Genomic DNA, 17,078 nt, shown 5'->3' with positions numbered 1-17,078 from the left:
AAACTCGCTGCGCTCAGACATGGGCTGCTCTTCGGCCACGCCAGGCTCCGGTGCTCGGCTCGCTTTACGGCTCGATTTCAGATCAAAAGCTGGAAGCCAAAGCCAAAGCCAAAGCCAAAGCCAAAGCCAAAGCCAAAGCCAAAGCTCGTCATTCCCGCGAAAGCGGGAATCCAAGGACGTCGTATGCCTTCGAAACCTAAAGTTCTTGGATTCCCGCTTTCGCGGGAATGACGGCTGGGGAGCCAAGCTGCCAAAGCCAGAACTAAAGCCATAGACCCGCAGACAGCACAACGCAAAACGCCGCCCGAAGGCGGCGTTTTCATCCAGCAACCAGCAACCAGCAACCTCAGTCGCGGTCGTTGTCGATCGCGGTGCGCTCGCTGGCGAAGGGATTGAGGCGGCGGATCTTCCACGGCTCGTTCGGCCACTTGCCGGTCAGCGACGGGTGGTCGGGCTCGTTCTGCTCGAGCACGCGACGGGCGTCGGCGGCCAGGGTGTCGTTGCCGAGGTTGGCGTAGCTCGCGGCGAGCAGCGCGACCGCGTCGTTCTGGTACTCGCTCTGCGGGTAGGTCTCGAGCAGGTAGGTCGCGCGCTGCGCGGCGGCCACGTAGGCCTCGCGGCGCAGGTAGTACAGGCCGGTCTCGATCTCGTGACGCGCGAAGGTGTTGCGCAGCGTCGCCATGCGGTTGCGCGCGTCGGCGGCGTAGCGGCTGTTCGGGTAGCGGTCGGTCACGGTGTTGAAGTCCGCGTACGCCTGGTTGGGCGAGGCGAGATCGCGACGGCTGCTGTCCAGGCTCCACACGCGCTGCAGGAACACCGTGTCGCGGTTGGAGTTCACCAGGCCGCGCAGGTAGTACATGTAGGAAATGTTGCGGTGCGTGGGATAGGTGCGGATGAAGCGGTCAATGCCCGAGATCGCTTCCTCGTTGTTGCCCATCTTGTAGTTGGCGTACGCGGTCTCGACCAGCGCCTGCTCGGTGTAGGGGCCGTACGGGTACTGGGCGACGAGGCGGCGGAACGACGTGGCGCCGTTGCTCCAGTTGCCCTTGCGCATCGAGTCGTGGCCCTTCTGGTAGAGCTCGGCGACGGGCACGCCCTCGTTCTCGTCGTCCTTGGTGTTGCGGGAGCAGCCCGCGGCGACCATGACGACCAGCAGCAGAAGCATCGAAGTGCGGGCCAGGGCGCGGATCGGCGAGGCGAGGCGTGGGGTCATGGGGGCAATTGGGCGTATGGGCACGAACCGCGGATAATAACAGTCCGGGTGGATCGCCCGGCTTTCCCCGCCTGAACCTGAGCCGTCCCGATGCAGCAAGACCCCAGCGACCACCCCGACCACCGCACCGCCACGGTGCCGGATGCCGCGGCAGGGCGCCGTTTCGACGCCGTGCTCGCCGAGCTCTTCCCCCAGTTCTCCCGCTCCAAGCTGACCACCTGGATCAAGTCCGGCGAGGTGCTGCTGAACGGTGAAGTGCCGCGCCCGCGCGATGCGGTGGTGGGCGGCGAGACCGTCAGCCTGAACGTCGTGCTCGACACCCAGACCACGGCCGAGCCGCAGGACATCCCGCTGTCGGTGCTGTTCGAGGACGACCAGGTGATCGTGGTCGACAAGCCGGCCGGGCTGGTCGTGCACCCGGGCGCCGGCAACTACGACGGCACCCTGGTCAATGCGCTGCTGTTCCGCGACGCCTCGCTGGCGACGCTGCCGCGCGCGGGCATCGTGCACCGGCTCGACAAGGACACCTCGGGCGTCATGGTGGTCGCGCGCACGCTCGAAGCGCACAACGCGCTGGTCGAGCAGCTGTCGGCCCGCGACGTGCATCGCCAGTACTTGGCGGTCGTGGTCGGCGCGCTGGTCTCGGGCGGCACCGCGGATGCGCCGATCGACCGCCACCCGCGCGACCGCCTGCGCATGGGCGTGCGCGAGGACGGCCGCGAAGCCGTCACCCACTACCGCCTGCGCGAGCGTTTCCGCGCGCACACCGCGCTCGAATGCCGGCTCGAAACCGGCCGCACGCACCAGATCCGCGTGCACATGGCGCATCTGCGCCATTCGATCCTCGGCGATCCGCTCTACGGCGGCTCGTTGAAGCTGCCCAAGGGCGCGTCGGACGAGATGATCGCGACGCTGCGCGGTTTCCGCCGCCAGGCGCTGCACGCCGAGACGCTGGAGTTCAAGCATCCGGTCACCGGCGAGGCCGTGCGTTGTTCCGCGCCGCTGCCCGAGGATATGCAGGTGCTGCTGAAGGTGCTGCGGGCGGATGCGATCCAGCACGCGGAGATGGGCCGCCGGTGAGCGCGCTGCTGCACGCCGACTGGCCCGCGCCGGACGGCGTGCAGGCGCTGACGACGCTGCGCCGTGGCGCCGGCGTGTCGCAGGCGCCGTTCGACAGTTTCAACCTCGGCAACCACCGCAGCGCCGCCGGTGACGCGCCGGAGGCGGTCGCGTGCAATCGCGAGGCGCTGGTCGACATCGCCGGCCTGCCATCGCCGCCGCACTGGCTGCAGCAGGTGCATGGCGTCGAGGTCGCACGCTTTGTCGCGCCGGCAGGCGATGCGCAGCAGGCGCTGGTCGAGGCCGATGCATCGGTCACGTCGGAGTCGGGCGTGGTGCTCGCGATCCTCACCGCCGATTGCCTGCCGGTGGTGTTCGCCAGTGATGACGGCAGCGAAATCGGCGCTGCGCATGCGGGCTGGCGTGGACTCGCAGCGGGCGTGCTGGAAGCGACGGTCGCGGCGATGCAGACCTCGCCGTCGCAGCTGCGGGTGTGGCTCGGCCCGGCCGCGGGACCCGCGTCCTACGAGATCGGCGCCGAGGTGCGCGATGCATTCGTCGCGGGTGATCCGGGCGCGGAGGCGGCGTTCGTGGCGACGCGTGACGGGCATTGGCGCGTCGATCTGTACGCACTGGCGCGGCGGCGACTCGAATCGGTGGGCATCCGCGGCGATGCGATCCATGGTGGCGACCGTGACACGATCGCCGAGCCTGATGCGTTCTTTTCGCATCGTCGGGATCAGCGCACGGGGCGGATCGCGACGCTGGTGTGGATGGCCTGAGGACAGCGTCGCGCCGTGGAGCGTTCCCGCGCAACATCGCAACGCGTGCTTTGAAGCCGTCGTTCCGGCGAAAGCCGGAACCCAGCTTCTTTCGCAGTTCTCTCAGGGCACAAGTCACTGGATTCCGGCTTTCGCCGGAATGACGGGCTGTGATCGTTGGCAATCTGTGACCCCTTCGCGCAGGCGAAGGGTTGTCGTCAGGCAAGTAATGTCTTTGAATCGCGCTCGATCAGAACGCGTACCGCACCCGCGTGTAGTAATACGCGCCGCTGCTGCCGATGCCCGACAGCACGTCGTAGGGCAGATTGCCGAAGTAGAAGATGTCTTCGTTCGACAGGTCGGCGTATTCGTCGGTCAGGTTCTGGCCGCCGATGGCGAGCGTCCACTTGTCGCCGAGGCGCACTTCGGCTTCCGCGTCGAGCTGCCACTTCGCGCCGTAGACCTGTTCGGGTTCGAAGCCGCCGCCGAAGTTGAAGACGCGCTTGGTGCTGCCGTGGCGGGTCACGCGAGCGAGCAGGTTCCAGCGGTCGTTCGTCCAGCTGCCGGTGAACGCCGAGCGCGTGCGCGGGGCGGCGTCGGTCAGCGTGTTGCTCTCCTCGACGCCGAACAGCACCGCGTCGGGCACCACGGCCGACAGCGCGGCCGGTGTCGCGACGATGCGCTTGATCTCGGTGTCGGCGTAGCTCCAGGTGCCGGTCAGCAGCAGCGAACCGCCGGCCAGCGGATGCCGCCAGTTGGCGACGGCCTCGGCGCCGCGCGTGCGCGTGTCGGCGGCGTTGGTGAAGAAGCTGACGCTCTGCACCCCCGGCACGCGGAACTCGGCGTCGATGAAATCGGTCAGCGCATCGCTGGTGATCGCTTCCGACAGCGCGACGCGGTCGTCGATGTCGATCTGGAACAGATCCAGCGAGAAGTCGAAGTTTTCGCCGACGCGGCTGGTGAAGCCGAGGCTCGCGTTGATCGACTGTTCGGGCGTGAGATCGGTCGCGCCGAGCGCGCGGGCGATCGGGTTGTTGACCGACAGCAGGCGGCTCTGGATCAGCTGGCCGGCGGCGTTGTAGCCGGTGCCCGTGGACTCGTAGCCGATCTGGCCGAGCGACGGTGCACGGAAGTTCTTCGACAGCGCGCCGCGCAGCGCGAACGCCGGCACGAACTCGTAGCGCGCGGCGAGCTTGCCGGTCACTTCGCCACCGAAGTCGCTGTAGTGCTCGTAGCGCACCGCGGCGTCGGTGCTGAGCTTCTCGCCGAAGCTGCTCGACACGCTGGCGTAGAGGCTGGCGACATCGCGGTCGAGGTCGGCCTCGTCCTGCGGGGTCAGGCCGCCACCGGCCTGTGAGCCGGTCGGGCGATCGGTGAACGGACCGGTCGCGTAGCTCGCCGGATCGCCGGCGCCGGTCTCGTAGTGTTCGACGCGGAATTCCACGCCGGTGGCGAAGGTGTGCAGGTTGTCGCCCTGCGCGAACAGGCGGCTGACGTCGACGTTGGCCAGCATCTGGTCGAACGCGTAGTCGCCGGTCTTGAAACGCGTCGGGCTGGACGGGCCGAGCGAGGCATTGATCGAGTCGCGCAGGCGATAAGTGAACTCGTTGCGGCCGTGGTTGAGACTGGCGTCGACATCCCAGTCGCTCCACTGGGTGCGCACACCGGCGACGCCCGCGACATCGAGGTTCTCGCCGATCGACACCGGGCGGAAGCCGTTCGGATACACCTCGAGCCAGTTCGCTTCGCCGTCGGGGTAGCGGAAATAGTTGGCGCCTTCGGTGTCGCGCTGGTTGTAGGTGCCGAACGCGTAGAACGTCGCGGCGTCGCCGAGGGCGATCTCGGTGTTGAGCCAACCGTTGATGTCCTTGGCCGCGCCGTTGCCGTGGTGGTAGTTGCGCTGGCCCTGCAGGGCGAGGTTGCGCGGCGTCTGGTCCCACGGCGGAATCTGGTCGAAACCGGCGCGGTTGGTCGGCGAGAGCTCCTTGTACTCCAGGCCCACGCGCAGGAAGCCGTCGTCGCCGAGCGCGGTGCCGACCTTCGCCGCGAGCGATGCGCTCTGGCCGTCGGTGATGCGCTGGTCGGTCGGTTCGAACTTCGTGTGGTGCGCGCCGTAGCTGGCTTCGATCGCGCCGCCATCGCCGCCGTCGTCGAGGATGATGTTGATCACGCCCGCGACTGCATCGGCGCCGTACTGCGCGCCCGCGCCGTCGCGCAGCACTTCGATGCGCTTGATCGCGCTGAGCGGAATCGCATTGAAGTCGACCGGCGTGGTGCCGCGGCCGACCTTCGACCCCGTGGTCACCAGCGACGACACATGCCGACGCTTGCCGTTGACCAGCACCAGCACCTGGTCCGGCGACAGGCCACGCAACTGGGCGGCGCGGATGTGATCGGCGCCGCCCGAGTTCGACTGGCGCGGGATGTTGAACGACGGCAGCAGCGCCTGCAGCGCAGCGCCGAGTTCACCGTTGACCGCGCCGGCGCGGCGCAGGTCGGCTTCGTCGAGCACGTCGATCGGCGAAGTCGATTCGAGCACCGTGCGATCGGTCGCGCGGGTGCCGGTGACGATCACCGCGTCCAGACGGGTCGCGCCGTCGGCATCGGCAGTCTGCGCGGCGGCCGGCAGGGCCAGGCCACATGCGATGGCCAGCACCAGAGGTGTGGAGACGAGGCGGCGGGCAGACGGCATGGGCATGACGGTTCCTGGCGGAGGCGGGAAGAGGGGCGGTGCCGGGCGCCGACCTGGGGAGGGGCGACGTGACGCCCGGCACCGCGACCGCGCAGGGCGCGGCCGGTCCACCATTGGGCACGCTTCCAATTCATACGTCCATCCGGATTGAGCGATACAGTGTTGCGGCACTGCAACAATTCCCGGCCGTCCGCGCCTCTAGCATGGCGGCCCCGCACTTTCCGGCCGTCGCCATGTCCCTGTTCCGTCCGTTGCTGCCGATCCTCGCCGCGTCGGCGCTCGCCGCCTGCGCCACCACGGCGCCCACGTCCGCGCCCGGCGTGCCGGAGAAGGTCGTCAGCTCGGCCTACCACGGCGATGCCGCCCGGCCGGCCGAAGGCATCGGCTGGGTGCGCACCGAGCTGTATTTCGCGACCGGCCAGTGGGTGGCCTCGCCCGAAGAGACCGCGGCCTCGGAACAGCGCTGGCTCGACTTCCTCGACCGCGAAGTCACGCCGCGCTTTCCCAAGGGCCTGAGCGTGATCGACGTCTACGGCCAGTGGCTGCCGCCGGGCGCCAGCACACCGTCGCGCCTGCGCTCCAAGGAGCTGGTGGTGCATCATCCCGATACGCCGGAGCAGGCCGCCGCGATCGAGGCCATCCGCACCGCATGGAAGCAGGAAACCGGTCATCTGTCGGTGCTGCGCTCGCAGCTGCACGCCGACGTCTCGTTCTGATCCTCCCGCGTCACCTGCCCGCCGAGGTACTCCCCATGTCGTCCAGCCGCGCCCGCCAGACCGTGCTCCGTCCCGCCCGCCTCGCCCTCGCGCTCGCGTGCGCCCTGCCGGCGGGGGTCTTCGCCCAGGACGCGGTCACGCCCGCCGCCGCGACGCAGGAACGCGCCGCCACGCTCGATGCGGTGCAGGTCACCGCGCAGCGCCGCGTGGAGAACATCCAGGACGTGCCGGTGTCGATCACCACGCTGGATGCCGAGAAGCTCGGCGTGCTCGGCAGCGGCGGCACCGACATCCGCTTCTTGTCGGGCCGCGTGCCCAGTCTCAACATCGAATCGAGCTATGGCCGCGCGTTTCCGCGCTTCTACATCCGCGGTCTCGGCAATACCGACTTCGATCTCAATGCCTCGCAGCCGGTGTCGCTGATCTATGACGACGTGGTGCTGGAGAACCCGTTGCTGAAGGGCTTCCCGGTGTTCGACATCGCCGGCGTCGAAGTGCTGCGCGGTCCGCAGGGCACGCTGTTCGGCCGCAACACGCCGGCCGGCGTGGTGAAGTTCGATTCGGTGCGCCCGAGCCAGGACTTCGAGGGCTACGGCAAGCTGGCCTACGGCAGCGACAACATGTGGAACTTCGAAGGCGCGATCGGTGGCGCGCTGACCGAGCGCTGGTCGGCGCGCGTGTCGGCGCTGTACCAGCGCCGACACGATTCGGTGCGCAACACACTGGCCGGTGCGCCCAACGACGGCTTCGAGGGCTACGACGAATCCGCCGCGCGCGTGCAGTTCCTGTACGAGGGCGACGGTTTCGAAGGCCTGTTCAACCTGCATCGCCGCGATCTCAACGGCACCGCGCGCCTGTTCCGCGCGAACCTCGTCGAGCCGGGCAGCAACCGGTTCGTGCCGGGCTTCGATCGCGACACCGTATCGCTGGACGGCGTCAATTTCTCCGATCTGGAGACCTGGGGCGGCAGCGCCCGTCTGCGCTGGGATTTCGGCCAGTACAGCCTGTACTCCATTACCGGTTACGAGACGCTGGAATCCTTGAATCGCGGTGACATCGACGGTGGCTATGGCGCGGCGTTCCTGCCCGATTCCGGCCCCGGTTTCATTCCGTTCTCGGCCGAGTCGGCCGACGGCATTCCCGACCACAAGCAGATCACCCAGGAAGTGCGCATCGAGTCGAATCTCGACGGCCCCTTCGACTGGCAGGCCGGCGCGTTCTGGTTCCGCGAGGAACTCACCGTCGACAGCCTCAACTACGACTCGCTCGCGCCCGGCAATCCGCAGACCGGCCACGCCGTGCAGGAACAGCGCAATACCGCGTGGGCGCTGTTCGCATCCGGCGAATACGACGTCAGCGACAAGCTCAAGCTGCGCGGTGGCCTGCGCTACACGCAGGACAAGAAGGACTTCAGCGCCAGCGTGCTGCAGGCGGTGCCGTTCGGCACGCCGGTCGGTGGCCCGTTCTTCGAGAACACCGATGTCGACGACATCAGCTGGGACGCGAGCGCGGTCTACGAACTCAATGACGACGTCAACATCTACGGCCGTGTCGCCAAGGGCTTCCGCGCACCGTCGATCCAGGGCCGTCTCGCGTTCGGCGGCATCTCGGTCGCCGATTCAGAGGAAGTGATTTCCTACGAAGTCGGCATCAAGGCCGACCTGTGGGACCGCCGCGGCCGCATCGGCTTCAACCTGTTCCGCTACAACGTTGACGGGCAGCAGCTGATCGCCGTGGGCGGTGCGACCAACCAGGCGATCCTGCTCAACGCCGACAAGTCGATCGGGCAGGGCGCCGAACTCGATCTGCAGGCGTGGCTCACCGACACGCTGCTGGTGACCTGGGGCACGAGCTACAACGACACCGAGATCCGCGATCCGAACCTCGCGGTCGCGGTCTGCGGCGGCGGTTGCACCGTGACCGATCCGACTGTGAACGGCTTCGCCCTCGTCGACGGCAACCCGTTGCCGCAGGCGCCGAAGTGGATCCACAACCTCACCGCGCGCTGGGCGACGCCGGTCGGCGACGACGCCGAGTTCTACGTCTACACCGACTGGGCGTATCGCGGCCAGGTCAACTTCTTCCTCTACGAATCGCCGGAATTCCGCGGCCGCTCGACGCTGGAAGGCGGCCTGCGCGTCGGCACGAACTGGAACCAGGGCAACTACGATCTCGCCGTGTTCGGACGCAACATCACCGACAGCACGCGCATCGTCGGCGGTATCGATTTCAACAACCTCACCGGTTTCATCAACGAACCGCGGACCTGGGGCGTGGAGTTCACGGCGAAGTTCTGAGGTGGTGCAGACCCGTCACGAGTTTCCGTGGCGGGCTTTTCGCTCCCGCCGGAGCAGGCGGTCATGCGTCCGTACCCGCCAGAGCCCGACCCCGTCGTTCCAGCGAAAGCTGGAACCCATTTTGATCTTCGCTTTTGCATGCTGCTCTGCGAGAGGCACGTTGAAGCAAGATCAAAATGGATTCCGGCTTCCGCCGGAATGACGGTGTAGAGATTCCAACCAATTCCGGGAAACCGATGTCCACCGCCGCAGCTTCCACTCACCGCCCCCGCTGGTTCGTCCCAGGCGACATCAACGGCTTCTTCGGCCTCGTCGTCGACAACCTGTCCATCCTCGGTTTCATCGCCGCGGCGCTGGTCGGGATCTTCGGGGTGCCGGCGGACATCGTGTTCGGGCGCATGTTCCCTGGCACCGCATTCGGCGTGCTGGTCGGCAACCTGATGTACACGTGGATGGCGCGGCGTCTCGCGCAGCGCACCGGCCGCGACGATGTCACCGCGATGCCGCTCGGTCTCGACGCGCCGACCAGCATCGGCATGGCGCTGCTGGTACTCGGTCCCGCGTTCGTCACGTTCCGCCAGCAGGGCCTGGACGCGAACGCCGCGGGCATCGCGACCTGGCAGCTCGGCATGGCGTCGCTGGTGGTGATGGGTGCGCTGAAACTCGTGCTGTCGTTCGCCGGCGACTGGATCACCCGCGTCGTGCCGCGTGCGGCGTTGCTGGGTTCGATCGGTGGCGCGGCACTGATGCTGCTCGGCTTTCTGCCGCTGATCGAAACGCTGCGCTCGCCGGTCGCCGGCTTCGCGACGCTCGGCCTGCTGCTCTACGTACTGGTCGCGCGCGGTCCGGTGCCGCTGCGCCTGCCCGGCGTGCCGTTCGCCCTGCTCGTCGGTCTCGCGCTGTACTACGGCCTCGGTCTCGCCGGTCTGTCACCGGGCTTCGCGTTGCCCGATGCCAGCTGGCCGGCGCCCGCACTGCCGTGGCCGAATCTCGGCTTCGTGGATGGACTGCCGGCGACGCTGCCCTATCTGTCGCTGCTGCTGCCGTTCGGCCTGCTGATGGTGGTGGGCGGTATCAATGTCAGCGAGAGCGCGCGCGCGGCCGGTGACGACTACCGCACGCGCGACGTGCTGCTGGTCGAAGCGGTGTCGACCGTGGTCGCCGGCGTCTGCGGCGGCGTCGCGCAGACCACGCCCTACATCGGTCAGCCGGCGTACAAGCACATGGGCGCGCGCACCGGCTACACGCTGCTGACGGGTTTCTTCATCGGTATTGGCGGCATGCTTGGCCTGGTCTCGGGCCTGGTGCAGTGGTTGCCGGTCGCGGTGCTCGCGCCGATCATCGTCTTCGTCGGCATCGACATCACCGTGCAGGCTTTTCACAGCACGAAGCGCGAGCACGCGATCGCGGTGTCGCTGGCGTTCCTGCCGGCGATCGCCTACCTGCTCAACATCAAGTTCGGCAATCCGGCGTGGATCGATCCCGAGCGCATGGCCGCGCTGTATGCGCAGGTCGATGCCGGTCACGGCCTGCCGGAGATGGCGACGATCGTCGTGCTCGGCAACGGCTTCATCATTACCGCGATGCTGTGGGCGACCGCGCTGGTCGCGCTGGTCGACCGGCGGCCGGGCGTCGCGGTCGCGACCCTGTTTGCCGCGGCGGTCGCGACGCTGTTCGGCGTGATCCATTCGGTGCATCCGACCGGCGCGCTGGTGCTGCCGTGGCAGCTCGACGGCCTGCGCCAGGCGATCGCGTTCCAGTTCGCGGCGGCCTACGCGGTGCTGGCGGTACTGGTGGGCCTGCTGTCGCTGCAACGCCAGGCGAAGCCGGTGACCCCGGACTGATCGAAGCGGGCGCGCAGGCGCTATCCTGCGCCGCCCGGATACGACCTGCGTGCGATGACGCCGACCCTCTATCAGACCCTGCTCGGCGCTGCGTTCTTCCGTCTGCCCGATGCCCTGCGCGCGCTGCACGGCGTGCACGGCACGGCGCGCTACAGCGGACAGGTGACGGTGGTGCGCGGCACGGGCCTGCTGTCGCGCCTGTGCGCGCGCATCGCGGGTCTGCCGCGTGCGATGACCGATGCGCCGGTGACCGTCGAGTTCGCCAGCGGGCCGAAAGGCGAGATCTGGTCGCGCGTGTTCGGCACGCCACCGAAGGCCTCGCGCATGCGCTCGCGCCTGTGGCATCGCGACGGCGAACTGCGCGAGCGGCTCGGCCCGGTGCAGTTCCGCTTCGTGCTGCACACCTGGGAGGGCACGATCTTCTGGAACGTCGCCGGCGCACGCCTGCTCGGCGTGGTGCCGCTGCCGGCCGCGCTGTTCCGCGACGTGCGCTGCAACGAACGCGAGATCGACGGGCGCTATGCGTTCGAGGTCGAAGCCGCATTGCCGCTCGTCGGTCAACTGGTGCGTTACCACGGCTGGCTGCTTCCGGCTGACACCCGCGCCGCGTGACCACGGCCTTGCGGCGGCTTCGCCGATAATGGACGGCCCCTCTCAGGAAGCCGTGCCATGACCGCACAGACCCTCGCCGATCTCGCCAACGTTCCGGGCGTCGCGCCGCGCGATGCCGCGACCCGCGATTTCGTGTTCAACCACACCATGCTGCGGGTCAAGGACCCGGTGGCCTCGCTCGACTTCTACACCCGCGTGCTCGGCTTCACCCTGGTGCGCAAGGCCGACTTCGAACAGGCGAAGTTCTCGCTGTTCTTCCTCGCACTGGTCGACGACACCGCCGGCATCCCGGACGACGAAGACGCCCGCCGCGAATGGCTCGCGCGCCAGCCGGGCGTGCTCGAACTCACCCACAACCACGGCACCGAATCGCAGGACGGCCCGGTCTATCACGACGGCAACAGCGATCCGCGCGGCTTCGGCCACATCTGCGTCAGCGTTCCGGATGTCCGCGCCGCCTGCGCGCGTTTCGAAGAGCTGGGTGTGACGTTCCAGAAGCGGCTGACTGACGGCACGATGAAGTCGATCGCCTTCATCAAGGATCCGGACGGCTACTGGGTGGAAATCATCCAGCCCACGAAAATGTGATGTCTTCCGCCGCAGGCGGATGCCGTTGGCTCCTCTCCCTCTGGGAGAGGGGAGGACCATCGGCGGATGCCGATGGTGGGGTGAGGGCGGGGCTTTTCTGTTGGTGCATTGGTTTTTTCAGATACCGCCAAAAGCTCCCTCACCCCAACCCCTCTCCCGGAGGGAGAGGGGCTCAAAGCGCATCCGGCTCGACATGGCGCGATCTATCCCGATGCACAACTCGCACCAGCGGACCAGCACCTCTCCCTCCGGGAGAGGTCGACGCACGCAGTGCGTCGGGTGAGGGCTGAACGTCAGCAGCAACGCCTACGGATTCGCAGCATCGAGAACCAGACGGTCAACCTTCGCGCGCGAGAAGCGATGGGTTTCGCTTCGCAATACCCATCCTACGAAACGCGACGGCTCAGCTCCGCGTCGCCGCCAGCCGCGACAGAAAATCCTTTCGCCACGCGTGGATGTCGTACTCGCGGATGCGCGTGATCATCGACTGCCAGCGTTCGCGCCGTGCCTCGCGCGGCATCGCCATCGCAGCGGCGATCGCGTCGGCGACACCGTCGCTGTCGAAGGGGTTCACCAGCAACGCGCCGTCCAGCTCACGCGCGGCGCCGGCGAAGATCGACAGCACCAGTGCGCCGGGATCGTCTCCGTCCTGCGAGGCCACGTATTCCTTGGCGACGAGATTCATGCCATCACGCAGCGGCGTGACCAGGGCCATGCGCGACAGGCGGTAGAAGCCGGTCAGCGCGGGATGCGGATACGTGCGGTTGACGTAGCGCACGGGCGTCCAGTCGGGCTCGGCGTGCGCGCCGTTGATGTGGCCGGCGTACTGCTCGAGCTCGCGGCGCAGCGTGCGGTAGCTGGCGACGCCGCCGCGCGAGACCGGTGCGATCTGCAGGTAGGTCATCTTGCCGCGCTGGTCGGCATGGCGTTCGAAGAAGCGCTGGATCGCGCGGAAGCGCTCCGGCAGACCTTTCGAGTAGTCCAGCCGGTCGACGCCGATCGCCAGCGCACGGCCATTGAGACTGGCCTGCATGCGCTTGGTCGTCGCACTGCGTGAGGCGGTCTCGGCCAGCGATTCGATCACGCCGGCGTCGATGCCGATCGGGAATGCCGCCGCGCTGAAACGGCGCCCGTCGTGGTCGCGCAGATCGCCCTGGGCGGCGACCTGTCCGCCCCGGAACAGGCGGATGTAATCCTGGAAGCGTTCGAGATCGCGCTCGGTCTGGAACCCGACGAGGTCATAGGACGACAGCGCGCCGAAGGTCTTCTCGTGATGCGGCAGGCCGGCGACGATGTCGGCCGAGGGAAACGGCACGTGCAGGAAGAAGCCGATACGTGCGCGCACGCCGCGCTTGCGCAGTTCCTGCGCGAGCGGAAACAGGTGGTAGTCCTGCACCCAGACGATGTCGTCGTCGCGCAGTTCCTTCGACAGTTTTTCGGCGAACAGCGCGTTGACACCACGATAGGCGGCCTGGGTCAGCGCGTTGTAGTCGACGAGATCCAGCCGGAAATGCAGCAGCGGCCACAGCGTGCGGTTGGAGAAGCCGTTGTAGTAGCCCTCGTAATCCTCGCGCGACAGATCGACGGTGAGGTACTCGATGCCGTCGGCCTGCTGGTGATGCACTTCGCCCGAGTGCGCGCGCGCGACCTTGCCGCTCCAGCCGAACCACAGGCCGCCGGTTTCCTTGAGCGCCGCGTCGAGCGCCGTCGCGAGGCCGCCGTTCTGGCTGGCACCCGGCAACGCGACGCGGTTGGAGACGACGACCAGGCGGCTCATGCCGCGTCCTGCCAGGACCGCGACAGGCGCATCGCCGCCATGATCAGACCGACATGCGAATACGTCTGCGGGAAGTTGCCCCAGGCCTCGCCGGTTTCGAACGACAGGTCTTCCGACAGCAGGCCGAGATGGTTGCGGCGCGACAGCAGGGTCTCGAACAGCTGCCGCGCCTCGTGCGTGCGGCCGATCGACGCCAGCGCGTCGATGTACCAGAACGTGCAGATCGTGAAGCTGGTCTCCGGCGTGCCGAAATCGTCGGGCGTGACGTAGCGGAACAGGCCGTCGCCGTGGCGCAGCGACCGGCCGATCGCCTCGACCGTGCCGATGAAGCGCGGATCTTCCGGCGTCACGAAGCCGAGATCGGCGAGCAGGAGCAGTGAGGCGTCGAGCCGGTCGCCGCCGAAGGCATCGGCGAAATGGCCGAGCTCGGAATTCCACGCTTCGCCCAGAATCCGCTCGCGCATGCCGTCGGCGCGTTCGCGCCAGTATCCGATGCGGTCGTCGATGCCGAGCTGTCCGGCGATGCGCGCGAGCCGGTCGCAGGCCGCCCAGCACATCACCGCCGAGTAGGTGTGCACGTGTGCCTTGCCGCGGAATTCCCACAGGCCCGCGTCGGGCTGGTCGAAAAGCTTGAACGCGAGTTCGCCCAGCGGTTCGAGCTTGCGGAACGTCGCCGCGTCGCCACGGTGTTCCAGACGGCGATCGAAGAACAGCTGCGTGGACGCGAGCACCACGCTGCCGTAGGTGTCGTGCTGGCGCTGCACGTAGGCGAGATTGCCGCGGCGCACCGGCCCCATGCCGCGGTAGCCGTCCAGCGCCGGCATCGTCTCCTCGGTGAGCGTGTGCTCGAAGCCGATGCCGTACAGCGGCTGCATGTCGCCGTCGTCGCTGACGGTCAGGTTGAAGATGTAGCGGATGTACTCTTCCATCGTGCGCGTCGCGCCGAGACGGTTGAGCGCGCGCACCACGAACGCCGAGTCGCGCATCCAGCAGTAGCGGTAATCCCAGTTGCGCTCGGTGTCGGCGGCTTCGGGGATCGACGTCGTCATCGCTGCGATGATGCCGCCGCTGTCCTCGTACTGGCACAGCTTCAGCGTGATCGCGCTGCGGATCACCGCCTCTTGGAAGTCGAGCGGAATCGACAGGTAGCGCACCCACTCGCGCCAGTAGTTCGTCGTGCGGTGGAGACCGTCGCGGACGAATTCCGTCAGTGGCTGGGTCAGGGTTTCGTCGGGGCCGAGGATGAAATGCAGGTCGCGATCGAGCACGAAGGGCAGGCCGTCGCGCAGCAGGCGGATCGGCAGATCGGTGGTCGCGCGCAGCGTGAAACCGGGCAGCACGTAGCGGATGTGGTTGCTGCCCCAAGTGCTGTCGGGCACGCGTGCGCCCCAATCGGCCAACGGGCGCAGCAGCACGCGGATGCGCGGGCTGCCCGAGAGCAGACGCACGCGCCGCATCAGCATGACCGGCCGGTAGAAGCGGTCGTGCTGGCGCCAGCGCGGCGCGAAATCGGTGATCTCAAGCGACGCGCCATGGCGGTCGTACAGCACGGTGCGCAGGATCGCGGTGTTCTCGACGTAGCTCTGCTCGCTGCGTTCGAAATCGTCGAGTTCGATCGACCAGTCGCCGTGGCCGTCCTTCGGCGACAGCAGCGCGCAGAACGCGGGATCGCCGTCGAAGGCCGGCAGGCAGGACCACACCAGGCGCGCGTTGCGGTCGAACAGCGCGCCGAAACTGCCGTTGCCGACGAGGCCGAGGTCGAGACTGGGGGCGAGCGGTTGGGTCATCGGGCACTCTCCGGATTCGGGCCGCCTGCGGGCACGCCGAGCCACGCGTGGATCGCGGCGGGATCGGGCAGGCGGAAGCGGGCGGCGCTGCCGGCGCGATCGCCGACCAGCACGCTGATGCCGCCATGGGTGTTGACGGCCGAAAAGCCCGGCTCGTCGGTGAGATCGTCGCCGGCGAACACCGGCACGCGACCTTGGAACGGCGCTTCTTCGAGGAACGCGAGAATCGCGCTGCCCTTGTCGGCATGGCGCGGGCGCAGCTCGATGACGTGGTCGCCGGGCTGCAACTGGTAGTCGGGCAATCCGGTCAGCGCGCCGGCGGCGAACGCACGCAGCGCGAGTTCGGCGGCGGCCTTGTGCTCCGGCGCGACCATGCGCCAGTGCAGACCGAGCGCCGCGCCCTTGTCCTCGACCAGTGCGCCGGGATGCGCGTCGATCAGCGCGATGGCCGCGTCCCGTGCGCGCACCAGCGCGAGTGGCACGTCGCCGGCGACGCCGGTGTGGCCGAGGCGGCGCCGCTCGACGCCATGCAGGCCGGCGGCCGCGAACATCTGCGGCGCGAACAGCTGGTCGAGCGTGGCGAGATTGCGGCCGCTGACCAGCGCCAGCGCACCGCCCAGCGCCTGCTGCAGGACGGTCAGACGCGCGAGCAGCGCAGGCGGGACCTCGACCGCGTCGGGACGCGGCGCGAACGGCAACAGGCACCCATCAACATCGAGAAACAACGCCGCATTCGCCGGCAGCGTGGGCGGCGGAGGCAGCGCGGTCGCGGCCGGCGTCAGGAAGGGTGGGGTGGCTTCCGGTGATTGGCGCATTGCAGCATGATGGCCACGCGTCCGGAAAACCGATGTGAACCCCGCCAGCCCATCCGCCTCATCCACTGCACCGCACGACGGTCCCATCGTCGTGTTCGACGGCGTATGCGCGCTGTGCAGCGGCTGGGTGCGCTTCCTGCTGCGCCACGATCGCCGCGCCGGGTTTCGCTTCGCCGCGATGCAGGATCGCATCGGCCGCGACCTGTTGGTCGCGCACGGGATCGATCCGGACGATCCGGTGTCGTTCCTGCTGGTCGACGGCGATGCCGGCTGGCACGACAGCGATGGCGTGATCGAAGTGCTGCGGCGGCTTGGTGGCGTGTGGCGGATCGCCACTGTGCTGCGCCTGATCCCGCGTCGTCCGCGCGATGCCGCGTATCGGCTGCTGGCGCGCAACCGCTACCGCGTGTTCGGGCGCCGCGACAACTGCATGCTGCCGCCTGCAGGCATGCGCGAACGCTTCCTGTGAGGTCGGCTCAGAACCGCAACCAGCCACTGGCGTAAGGACCGCCACAGGCGAGGGCGATGTCGCGCCGGACGACGCGCTCCGGGAGGATTTCACTCCCGCCACCGCCGCCCAGACGGACCCGCTCGCCGGCGAACGCGACGTTGCCCTCAGTATCCATGACGCCATGGCGGCCGTCGCTGCGAACCACGGCCCGATAATCGTGCGGCCACAGAATCGTGACATCACCAGGCGGCGTGCTGTGTTCGAGCCGGAAGCAACCGCCGCGATACGCGAGCCTGCCGCTGGATTCGCCTGTCAGCCAGATGTCCTCCATGCCGGGAAGCGGCGGCTCGAACCGCACGAGGTCGTTCGGGGTGACGGGTCTGTATGCGCACGCCGTGATCGCGAGCAGTGCGAGCAGTGCACCCCAGCGCGCCGCGCGACAAGCGGAGAAGACATCCTTGTGCAT

At 68.1% G+C, this 17,078-nt stretch carries 15 protein-coding genes; 9 read left to right on the top strand and 6 right to left on the bottom strand.

All coding sequences use genetic code 11. The features are described from left to right. On the top strand, nt 1–200 hold a 200-nt coding region (locus AC3A5T_RS12135; protein WP_487628787.1), incomplete at its 5' end, for a hypothetical protein. A gap of 146 nt (nt 201–346) precedes the next feature. On the opposite strand, the gene AC3A5T_RS12130 is transcribed toward AC3A5T_RS12135, so the two are convergent. After that, nucleotides 347–1,213 (bottom strand): outer membrane protein assembly factor BamD, encoded by an 867-nt coding sequence (locus AC3A5T_RS12130; RefSeq protein ID WP_487628786.1) that lies wholly within the window; start codon nt 1,211–1,213, stop codon nt 347–349. 90 nt (nt 1,214–1,303) lie between these two features. Here AC3A5T_RS12130 and rluD point away from each other — a divergent pair, with 90 nt between their 5' ends. Beyond that, nucleotides 1,304–2,293: a 23S rRNA pseudouridine(1911/1915/1917) synthase RluD gene (rluD, locus tag AC3A5T_RS12125; protein WP_487628785.1), complete on the top strand. Its 990-nt coding sequence runs from the start codon at nt 1,304–1,306 to the stop codon at nt 2,291–2,293. Continuing rightward, nucleotides 2,290–3,054: a peptidoglycan editing factor PgeF gene (gene pgeF / locus AC3A5T_RS12120; protein ID WP_487628784.1), complete on the top strand. Its 765-nt coding sequence runs from the start codon at nt 2,290–2,292 to the stop codon at nt 3,052–3,054. The genes rluD and pgeF overlap by 4 nt, the downstream gene beginning before the upstream one ends. Nucleotides 3,055–3,283: 229 nt before the next feature. Here the strand turns inward: pgeF and AC3A5T_RS12115 are convergent, their stop codons facing one another. Then, a complete protein-coding gene (locus tag AC3A5T_RS12115; RefSeq protein ID WP_487628783.1) occupies nt 3,284–5,731 on the bottom strand; it encodes a TonB-dependent receptor plug domain-containing protein in 2,448 nt (815 codons plus the stop codon). A gap of 227 nt (nt 5,732–5,958) precedes the next feature. Between AC3A5T_RS12115 and AC3A5T_RS12110 the strand changes: the two genes are divergently transcribed. The 5 genes from AC3A5T_RS12110 to gloA all read left to right on the top strand — a co-directional run bounded on the left by AC3A5T_RS12110 (nt 5,959) and on the right by gloA (nt 11,782). After that, nucleotides 5,959–6,441 (top strand): DUF3574 domain-containing protein, encoded by a 483-nt coding sequence (locus AC3A5T_RS12110; RefSeq protein ID WP_487628782.1) that lies wholly within the window; start codon nt 5,959–5,961, stop codon nt 6,439–6,441. Between the two features lie 35 nt (nt 6,442–6,476). Then, nucleotides 6,477–8,738: a TonB-dependent receptor gene (locus AC3A5T_RS12105; RefSeq protein ID WP_487628781.1), complete on the top strand. Its 2,262-nt coding sequence runs from the start codon at nt 6,477–6,479 to the stop codon at nt 8,736–8,738. Nucleotides 8,739–8,974: 236 nt separating this feature from the next. Then, entirely contained in the window at nt 8,975–10,582 is a 1,608-nt protein-coding gene (locus AC3A5T_RS12100) for a hypothetical protein (protein ID WP_487628780.1), read from the top strand. 54 nt (nt 10,583–10,636) lie between these two features. Further along, the gene (locus AC3A5T_RS12095; protein ID WP_332078339.1) at nt 10,637–11,194 is read left to right on the top strand and encodes a DUF4166 domain-containing protein; all 558 of its coding nucleotides are present in this window, start codon (nt 10,637–10,639) and stop codon (nt 11,192–11,194) included. A 57-nt stretch (nt 11,195–11,251) separates the two neighbouring features. Beyond that, nucleotides 11,252–11,782, top strand: a complete 531-nt coding sequence (gene gloA, locus AC3A5T_RS12090; RefSeq protein WP_487628779.1) for a lactoylglutathione lyase — start codon at nt 11,252–11,254, stop codon at nt 11,780–11,782. 403 nt (nt 11,783–12,185) lie between these two features. Here gloA and AC3A5T_RS12085 read toward each other — a convergent pair whose 3' ends face one another. The 3 genes from AC3A5T_RS12085 to otsB are packed head-to-tail and all read right to left on the bottom strand — an operon-like array spanning nt 12,186 to nt 16,161. Next, on the bottom strand, nt 12,186–13,559 hold the full coding sequence (locus tag AC3A5T_RS12085; protein WP_487628778.1) for an alpha,alpha-trehalose-phosphate synthase (UDP-forming): 1,374 nt from the start codon (nt 13,557–13,559) through the stop codon (nt 12,186–12,188). After that, nucleotides 13,556–15,346, bottom strand: coding sequence for a glycoside hydrolase family 15 protein (locus AC3A5T_RS12080; protein ID WP_487628777.1), 1,791 nt, complete (start codon nt 15,344–15,346; stop codon nt 13,556–13,558). The genes AC3A5T_RS12085 and AC3A5T_RS12080 overlap by 4 nt, the downstream gene beginning before the upstream one ends. Further along, nucleotides 15,343–16,161, bottom strand: coding sequence for a trehalose-phosphatase (otsB, locus tag AC3A5T_RS12075; protein ID WP_487628776.1), 819 nt, complete (start codon nt 16,159–16,161; stop codon nt 15,343–15,345). Before otsB ends, AC3A5T_RS12080 begins: the two co-directional genes overlap by 4 nt. A gap of 34 nt (nt 16,162–16,195) precedes the next feature. On the opposite strand from otsB, the gene AC3A5T_RS12070 reads away from it, so the two are divergent. Beyond that, entirely contained in the window at nt 16,196–16,630 is a 435-nt protein-coding gene (locus tag AC3A5T_RS12070; protein ID WP_487628775.1) for a thiol-disulfide oxidoreductase DCC family protein, read from the top strand. A 7-nt stretch (nt 16,631–16,637) separates the two neighbouring features. On the opposite strand, the gene AC3A5T_RS12065 is transcribed toward AC3A5T_RS12070, so the two are convergent. Continuing rightward, nucleotides 16,638–17,078, bottom strand: a complete 441-nt coding sequence (locus AC3A5T_RS12065) for a hypothetical protein (RefSeq protein ID WP_487628774.1) — start codon at nt 17,076–17,078, stop codon at nt 16,638–16,640.

The organism is Luteimonas sp. Soil_C_16 (assembly GCF_057657295.1).
Note: the sequence above shows the minus strand (reverse complement) of the source record. Positions and strands in the feature narration are given on the sequence as shown.

Coding starts and splice junctions, on each gene's coding strand:
- AC3A5T_RS12130 (WP_487628786.1), bottom strand. CDS start 1,213: ATGACCCCACGCCTCGCCTCGCCGATCCGCGCCCTGGCCCGCACTTCG.
- rluD (WP_487628785.1), top strand. CDS start 1,304: ATGCAGCAAGACCCCAGCGACCACCCCGACCACCGCACCGCCACGGTG.
- AC3A5T_RS12115 (WP_487628783.1), bottom strand. CDS start 5,731: ATGCCCATGCCGTCTGCCCGCCGCCTCGTCTCCACACCTCTGGTGCTG.
- AC3A5T_RS12110 (WP_487628782.1), top strand. CDS start 5,959: ATGTCCCTGTTCCGTCCGTTGCTGCCGATCCTCGCCGCGTCGGCGCTC.
- AC3A5T_RS12105 (WP_487628781.1), top strand. CDS start 6,477: ATGTCGTCCAGCCGCGCCCGCCAGACCGTGCTCCGTCCCGCCCGCCTC.
- AC3A5T_RS12100 (WP_487628780.1), top strand. CDS start 8,975: ATGTCCACCGCCGCAGCTTCCACTCACCGCCCCCGCTGGTTCGTCCCA.
- AC3A5T_RS12095 (WP_332078339.1), top strand. CDS start 10,637: ATGACGCCGACCCTCTATCAGACCCTGCTCGGCGCTGCGTTCTTCCGT.
- gloA (WP_487628779.1), top strand. CDS start 11,252: ATGACCGCACAGACCCTCGCCGATCTCGCCAACGTTCCGGGCGTCGCG.
- AC3A5T_RS12085 (WP_487628778.1), bottom strand. CDS start 13,559: ATGAGCCGCCTGGTCGTCGTCTCCAACCGCGTCGCGTTGCCGGGTGCC.
- AC3A5T_RS12080 (WP_487628777.1), bottom strand. CDS start 15,346: ATGACCCAACCGCTCGCCCCCAGTCTCGACCTCGGCCTCGTCGGCAAC.
- otsB (WP_487628776.1), bottom strand. CDS start 16,161: ATGCGCCAATCACCGGAAGCCACCCCACCCTTCCTGACGCCGGCCGCG.
- AC3A5T_RS12065 (WP_487628774.1), bottom strand. CDS start 17,078: ATGCACAAGGATGTCTTCTCCGCTTGTCGCGCGGCGCGCTGGGGTGCA.